General features: G+C 72.7%; 3 protein-coding genes. All 3 read left to right on the plus strand.

Translation table 11 applies throughout. The features are described from left to right. A partial coding sequence (locus CGX12_RS19170; protein WP_176442123.1) for a nicotinate-nucleotide--dimethylbenzimidazole phosphoribosyltransferase occupies window positions 1-253 on the plus strand: 253 nt, incomplete at its 5' end. Further along, window positions 240-1019, plus strand: coding sequence for an adenosylcobinamide-GDP ribazoletransferase (gene cobS / locus CGX12_RS19175; RefSeq protein WP_094041452.1), 780 nt, complete (start codon window positions 240-242; stop codon window positions 1017-1019). The genes CGX12_RS19170 and cobS, both read left to right, overlap by 14 nt. Continuing rightward, window positions 1019-1458 (plus strand): histidine phosphatase family protein (locus CGX12_RS19180; protein WP_254918359.1); only part of this gene is annotated, 440 nt, incomplete at its 3' end. The genes cobS and CGX12_RS19180, both read left to right, overlap by 1 nt.

Genomic DNA, 1458 nt, shown 5'->3' on the forward strand with positions numbered 1-1458 from the left:
GCTGGTGGCCGAGCGCCTGGCCCCCGGGGTACGCCAGTACGCGGTGTTCGCCCACCGCTCCGCCGAGCCCGGCCACCGCCACCTGCTGCGGCTGCTGGACGCCGCCCCCCTGCTCGACCTGGATCTGCGCCTGGGCGAAGGCAGCGGCGCCGCCCTGGCCTATCCGCTGCTGCAGTCGGCCTGCGCCTTTGTGAACGAGATGGCCAGCTTCAGCGAGGCCGGCGTGAGCGGAGACAACCATGCTGCACCATGAACTGCGCCTGCTGCTGGTGGCCACCCAGTTCCTCACCCGGCTGCCGGTGCCGGCCCTGCAAGATTACCAGCCCCACTGGCTGCACCAGAGCAGCCGTTATTTTCCCGCCGTGGGCCTGCTGGTGGGGCTGCTGTGCGCCGCCGTGCTCTGGCCGGCCAGCCTGCTGTTCGGTCCCCTGGTAGCGGCGGTGGCCAGCACCGCCTTCGGCGTCTGGCTGACCGGCGCCTTCCACGAAGACGGCCTGGCCGATACCTGCGACGGCCTGGGCGGCAGCCACACCCGGGAGCGGGCGCTGGAGATCATGAAGGACTCCCGCCTGGGCACCTACGGCACCCTGGGGCTGGTGCTGGCGCTGCTGCTGAAAATCGCCCTGCTGGCGACCATGCCGCTGCCCCTGGCCCTGGCCGCCCTGGTGGTGGGCCATGCCGGTTCGCGGCTGCTGTGCATCAGCCTTATCGCCCTGCTGCCCTACGGCGGCGACCTTGAGCACGCCAAGGCCAAGCCCATGGCCCAGCAGCTCACCCCGGCCCAGGGCCTGCTCGGCGCCCTGTGGGTGGCGCTGCCCCTGCTGCTGGCGTGGCAGTGGCTGCCGCAGTTGACGCCCTGGCACTGGCTGCTGCCCCTGCTGCTCGCCCTGGCGGTAACCGAGCACATGCGCCGGCTGCTGAAACGGCGCCTGGGCGGCTACACCGGCGACGGCCTGGGCGCCACCCAGCAACTGAGCGAGCTGGCCATCCATGCCGGCCTGGCCGCCTGGGCCTGGTGATGCTCTATATCTGGCGCCACCCCCAGCCCCTGGATGCGGCCGGCCTCTGCCTGGGGCGAACCGATCTGGCCGTGGACAGGCGCAAGCTGCGCCGCCTGGCGGGGCGGATCCAGCGCTTTGCCCGGCGCCACCGGCTGCCCCGGGAGATACGGGTCAGCCCCCTGCGCCGCGCGCGGGAGGTGGGCAGGATACTGGAGCGACGGGGCTGGCATTGCCGGGTGGAGCCGGGACTGGTGGAGGCGGACTTCGGCCGCTGGGACGGCCGTCCCTGGCGGGAGATTGAACTGGCCGAGATGGATGCCTGGTGCGCGGACTTCGCCGCCCATGCCCCCGGCGGCGGCGAGAGCCTGACGGCCCTGTTTGCCCGGGTGGAAACCTGGCTGGCACAACTGCCCGCCGGGCCGGTGCTGGCGGTGGGCCACGCGGGCTGGATTGGCGT

It is taken from the genome of Zobellella denitrificans (genome assembly GCF_002237365.1).
GTDB lineage: Bacteria > Pseudomonadota > Gammaproteobacteria > Enterobacterales > Aeromonadaceae > Oceanimonas > Oceanimonas denitrificans.